The organism is Komagataeibacter kakiaceti JCM 25156 (genome assembly GCF_000613305.1).
In genome coordinates, this window is sequence record NZ_BAIO01000140.1 from 1 (window position 1) to 5,360 (window position 5,360).

At 56.6% G+C, this 5,360-nt stretch carries 7 protein-coding genes; 1 reads left to right on the forward strand and 6 read right to left on the reverse strand.

Going from position 1 to position 5,360, the window contains the following annotated elements; all coding sequences use genetic code 11:
- Positions 1-361: NADH-quinone oxidoreductase subunit A (locus tag JCM25156_RS08995; RefSeq protein ID WP_025812822.1), on the reverse strand; the 361-nt coding region annotated here is incomplete at its 3' end.
- Between the two features lie 489 nt (positions 362-850).
- Here JCM25156_RS08995 and JCM25156_RS09000 point away from each other — a divergent pair.
- Positions 851-1,207 carry a hypothetical protein gene (locus tag JCM25156_RS09000; RefSeq protein ID WP_148299365.1) on the forward strand — a complete coding sequence of 119 codons (357 nt, stop codon included), beginning with the start codon at positions 851-853 and terminating at the stop codon, positions 1,205-1,207.
- A gap of 314 nt (positions 1,208-1,521) precedes the next feature.
- Here the strand turns inward: JCM25156_RS09000 and JCM25156_RS22960 are convergent, their stop codons facing one another.
- From JCM25156_RS22960 to JCM25156_RS09025, 5 genes are all read right to left on the reverse strand, one after another.
- A complete protein-coding gene (locus JCM25156_RS22960) occupies positions 1,522-1,956 on the reverse strand; it encodes a host attachment protein (protein ID WP_034959117.1) in 435 nt (144 codons plus the stop codon).
- A gap of 12 nt (positions 1,957-1,968) precedes the next feature.
- On the reverse strand, positions 1,969-2,664 hold the full coding sequence (locus JCM25156_RS09010; protein ID WP_242402569.1) for a CBS domain-containing protein: 696 nt from the start codon (positions 2,662-2,664) through the stop codon (positions 1,969-1,971).
- A 194-nt stretch (positions 2,665-2,858) separates the two neighbouring features.
- The gene (locus JCM25156_RS09015; protein ID WP_025812825.1) at positions 2,859-3,401 is read right to left on the reverse strand and encodes an Hsp20/alpha crystallin family protein; all 543 of its coding nucleotides are present in this window, start codon (positions 3,399-3,401) and stop codon (positions 2,859-2,861) included.
- 314 nt (positions 3,402-3,715) lie between these two features.
- On the reverse strand, positions 3,716-4,330 hold the full coding sequence (locus JCM25156_RS09020) for a phosphoribosyltransferase (RefSeq protein WP_051577508.1): 615 nt from the start codon (positions 4,328-4,330) through the stop codon (positions 3,716-3,718).
- A 158-nt stretch (positions 4,331-4,488) separates the two neighbouring features.
- Complete coding sequence (locus tag JCM25156_RS09025) at positions 4,489-5,283, reverse strand: family 1 encapsulin nanocompartment shell protein (protein WP_025812827.1); 795 nt, start codon at positions 5,281-5,283, stop codon at positions 4,489-4,491.
- Positions 5,284-5,360: the final 77 nt, after the last annotated feature.

Genomic DNA, 5,360 nt, shown 5'->3' on the forward strand with positions numbered 1-5,360 from the left:
TCGCGCCCGCCCGCCACAGATAGGCCAGCGAGATGGCGAGAAAGACAATAAACATCAGGGCCGCGCCATACCCGACCCACCCGACTGCGGTAACGACCGTGCCCCATGTAAATAAAAAAGCGGCCTCGACATCAAATATGACAAAGAACATGGCCACCAGATAATACTGGACCGGCAGGCGCAGATGCGCGGAGCCTGTGGGGATGATGCCGGACTCAAACGGCATGGAAAGCGCGCGGCCCCGTGCGGCACCGGTCCGCCGGGTTCCGGTCATGGCGGAAAGCCCGAATATGCAGGCCAGAAGAACCCCTATGGCGACAGCATAGATGAGCACGGACCAGATATCGGAAGCATTTTCCATGATGGGGCCTTCCGTGATATTTGTTTTATTCTGTACGGAGACGTCTTGCCTGCTGTTTTGCAGCCCTTAATGCCATGGGCGGTGGCACGGTGGGGAGTGCGGGCGCATAAGCCCCATGCCGGGTGTCATCCGGCTAAGGGAAACCGGAAATGCCCCGTTGATCGCTATACGCCGCGCCGGAAGGGAAGTTCCGGCGGGATGGGCTGATGAACCGCTTTTTTGGTTCCATTCCCGTTACATGGGGCTGACTGGCCATTCCGGTCGCCCCGCCTTTCCTCCCATACCCTGTCGTGGAAGGGGTATCTGACTGGAGGCGGGTGCTGCTGGCGTGAATCAGAAGATATGGTATGGAACAGCGCGCAGCATAAGAGGCCATCACCAAAGTGTGGGGCCGGGGAAAACTGCTTTATATATACAACATATATGTTATTTGCGTTAATGGTTTACGAATTTTTCTATATACCGTAAATAAGCACTCTGCTTATTTTGATGGTATTTGAAATGAAATATATGCCTGTCTTTGTCGGAGTTCTTCTTGCCTGCGGAACAGCACATGCCGCCCCGCAGGTGTTCAGAGGGCATTTTGATGGTGGGAATGGCCAGCTGGTTCTGAACGAACGTAAGGCCTCGCTTTCCATGGATGATTCTTCGTGCGTGGAAGAAGTCACCAATGTTTCCTATGCCAGAAAGGGAAATGTCGTTGTGCTTCTTAATCCCGCTGAAGAGGAAGGCGCCAACTGCCACGTGATACTGACTGTCAGGGGCAGTAATATTATCAGCAGCTACGAGGAAAAATGCGTCGCCAAGCAAAGCAATAGCTGCAATTTCAACATCACGTTTCATTAATGGATACACGACCATATCAAAATGGATGAGCAGAGCCTCCGTTCCTGAAGGTCATCCGGACCCGATGGGCGGCTATTCAGGGGCCTGAAACCGCCCCTGTCAGATCTGGTCTGTTATGCATTCACCACAGACCAGCAGGAACAGCTTTTACAGCAATGCCGTGAACGTCTCGGATGGAAGCCACTGGCGTTGTCCGGGCCGGATGCTCCCATGGGTGGGTTACGGCGCCTGATCCTGCATGGGTGCTTATGCTTTCGTAGTTCTTCCGGCACCGTGTAGCCAGGTATTCATATGCGCCTGTAATGAATGATGAATCAGATGACATGATTTATATGTTTCATTAATTCAGCATCTGGAACTTTCATAAGATCCTTTCTGATAACATCAATTACCCTTGCACGAACCCCCGGCCTGAGATGGCGGACGATTTCGGAACTGCTACGCGCCAGCGCGATGAGTATGAGTTCATCGCAGCACGCCCGTTCATTGATCTGCCGGGCCACGAACTGTTCGAATGACTCCATTGCCATCCGATGGGAATCATGATGCGGGTTGAGGGCATGGTGCGCGGTGGAACCTGTATGACAGGAAGCCCCCGGTGCGTCATTCCCCATATCGGACGTGCGTTGATGGGCGGATATGGCATCGAAGGCGGCGATGGTATGCAGGGCATGATTCTCACCCGGCTGCACGAAACGGGCATGTTCGCCATCGGCCATAACGATCAGAATGTCATGATGCGCAGACATTGTCCTTGATCCTCAGGGAAAGAGGGGCGGGGGAATTTCCGTGCTGCTGAACGGCTCCACAAAGGTCATGTTGTCGATTACCGAAACGACGCCCGGCACGTTTTCCGCCACCACGCGCGCCGCGATGCGCAGGCGCTCATCCGTGACCACGCCATTCAGTTCCACGATCCCGTTTTTTACATCCACGCTGATGAAATTGCCGCCCGCCCATTTGTCCTGCGCCTGATATTCGCGCAGGATCGCGTCCCTGATGGTTTCATCAGTCGCGGTTTCAGGGTCATCGCTGAGAACGGGCAGCAGGGCGCGCAGCATATCCGTCCGCGACACCACGCCCATCAACTGTTCGTTCCGGACAACAGGCAGGCGTTTCACACGGTGGCGGATCATCATGTCAACGGCGTCCCGCAGCGATGCCTCGGGAAAGATCGTAATGGGTTCGGTTGACATGATTTCACCAACCTTGCGCCCGTGGGTATGGACATACTCACCAGCCTGCTTTCCTGATGAGCGGAGAAGACCCTGTAGCCAGGATGTTTTCTCCTCGGTATGCAGTTCGCTGCGCCGCATGAGATCCCCTTCCGTCAGGATGCCTACAAGCTGTCCGTTCGGCGTGACCACGGGCAGGCCACTGATTTTGTGCGACAGCATAAGGCGCAGGGCCTTCGTGATGGTTTCGGTCGGTTCTATGCTGATGGCTGGCGCTGTCATGATGTTCCTGACCTGCATGAGAACGTACCTTTTTTCTTTTCGGAAAAAATGCGTGCAAGTATGTGTGGAAGAAACCGGAAGTAAACATCACCCTTCCTCTGTCATCGCACCATCATCAGCCATGCGGTTCAGTCCGGCCATCCGGGCGCGGGCCAGTGTGCCAGATGGTGTGACAGACTACCTGCCGTCCTGCCTCATTCTTCCTTTTCCTGCGCTGGTCGGACGGGAATGATTTTTTCGTCTTTCCGGGCTTCGGGAGTTTTGGGCAGCAGCACCGTCAGGAGTCCGTTACTGAAGGTCGCGTCTATTTTTGCCGTATCAACCCCTTCGGGGATCGGGAACGTGCGCATGAATGAACCGAAGCGGCGTTCCGAATAATGGTAGTTCTTCTGTTCATCCGTGCTGTCTTCACATTTTTCGCCGCGAATGCTCAGGACACGGCCTGAAACCTTGAGTTCGATATTCTTTTCATCCATTCCCGGCAGTTCCGCGACAAGGGTGTAGGCATTGTCCTTCTCCACCACGTCGATGGCGGGAATGATATTGAATGCCGCATCCCGCGACCACAGGCGTTCAAAGCCGGATATGGGCCGCCGCCATAGGGTGGCGGGAAAATCCTCGAATACACGGTCCAGTTCCCGTCTCAGGGTATCGAGTACGGGCCGGGACGGGGAAGGGGCGGCGGGCGTGGCTGTTTCCGTTTCCGTTTTCAGCGGAATTCTGTTGGCGTCCGTCATGGTATTCCTCCTGTTCATTACGGTTTTTAGTGTCAGGAAGTATCGGGTCTGGGTGGTATCGTGCCGGATCTGTCTGAACCGGTTACGGAACCTGAAAATTGATTCTGTCGGGCCATACGCCCTGTTGATTGCATCCGTTCCGTCTGGTTCGTGCAGACTGCTTGAAAAGCGCGCCTTTGAAATGCCCTGTAATCGTAGGAAAGTTTTGGTGAAGCTTTTTTTCAAAAAGCTTCAGGAAACGTCATCTTTTAAAAAAGGGGGCCTTGGAAACTTTCATTTTTTTTCATCAACTGGATTACTTAAAGTAAAAAACATCAGGCATTGCCGGAATACGGCTCCGCCTCCGTGACAAGGCGGATGACCTCGCTATCTTCTACCTGCGGAAAATCACGATAATAGGCGCCAACGGCATAAAAGGGGTGTGGTTGCAGCGGGCACACGATCTGATCGCATTCAGCGGCAAGCAGCGTGAGAATGTCTGATGGCGCGACAGGCACGGCCAGCACAAGGCGGGCCGGATGATTCTGCCGCACGGCGCGAAGGGCCGCCAGCATCGTGCCGCCCGTGGCGATGCCATCATCAATTACAATCACGATCTGGTCGGTTACTGGCGTGGGGCGTCTGTTGTTCACATACAGGCGGCGCTGGCGTGCGATCTCGGCAAGCTGTCGTTTTACAATATCGCTGATGGTCCGCGCATCAATTCCGAATTTCCGTACGGCGGCGTCATCAAGGATAACCTGCGGGCTGGCCCCGTCCACCACGGCGCCAAAACCATATTCCTCCTGCCCCGGCAGGCCGATCTTGCGTACGAACAGCAGATCCATATCGGCATCAAGTGCTTTCGCCACTTCAGATGCGACAGGCACGCCGCCGCGTGGCAATGCCAGGATCACGGGATGGGACGCGGCCAGCGGGGCAAGCTCCATTGCCAGTACCCGTCCCGCTTCCCGCCTGTCCCTGAAGGATGTCGCACGCTCCAATGGCCGTGTTTCCCTTAAGCCAGAAGTCAACGGGCGTGGGGGAAACGTGCGGCAGGTTCGTATCGTTCAGTCGCGCCCACCTGATGGGGCGGGCGCTTTGCGCATCAGTCTATGGCGATGGTCGCCTCGCTGGTCAGGACGCGGAACACGAAGCTTTCCTGAAGATAGAGTTCGACCGTTTCCGCTGAATGCCCCAGATAGCCGATGGAAAAATCCTGCCCGATATCAAGGGCGAGATCCCCGCCGCGCATGGATATGATAAAAGCCCCCTCAATGGCTGGGGCCCAGATGAGCTGGCCGTCGATCATGCTTTCGATGTGCTTGCGCACGGGGTAGCCATCCTCGTCACCGCTGTTGACGGCCAGATAGGCCTGCGCCCCCAGCACGACCGAATAGGGCCCATTCACCCCGGCCAGACGCAGCGCGCTCAGGGCTTCGGCTATGACGTGCGGATAATCCTTGGCCTGCGCGGGCAGTTTCAGGTGTGGGTTCGATGTGCCCTGGCGGATGCCGGAAATGCCGGCGGCGGTATAGCCGTTAAAGATGGCGCGATCCTCGGCAAAGGCGATTCTCCGGGCCGCGTCCTTGACCGGCTGCCAGTCCGCGTCGAGCGCGCCGCGTTCCACGGAATCGATTTCCTGGCGCGACAGGGTAAAGGGAACCCGCAGTTCCACCAGTGGCAGGACTTCGCGGCGCAGGGCGTGAATGCCCTCGCCGGGGGCGTCAATCTGCGTGCCCCGCCCGGTGCCGATACCGGACAGGTCCGTTCCTCTGGGTTCCGAAGTATCGACAACCCGACGCCCGGCGAGATGGCGGCGGATGGTGCGCGTCGCCTCTTCCTCGATCTGCGTCCAGGCCGGGCTGGAAATGGGGGCCAGATGTCTGTGAAGGTTGTTCATGTCAGGCGTCCTTATTTCAATGATCCGATTCCAAGCGAGCCATCATGCGGCGCCGGGGCCTGCCGGGTGGGGGCGGG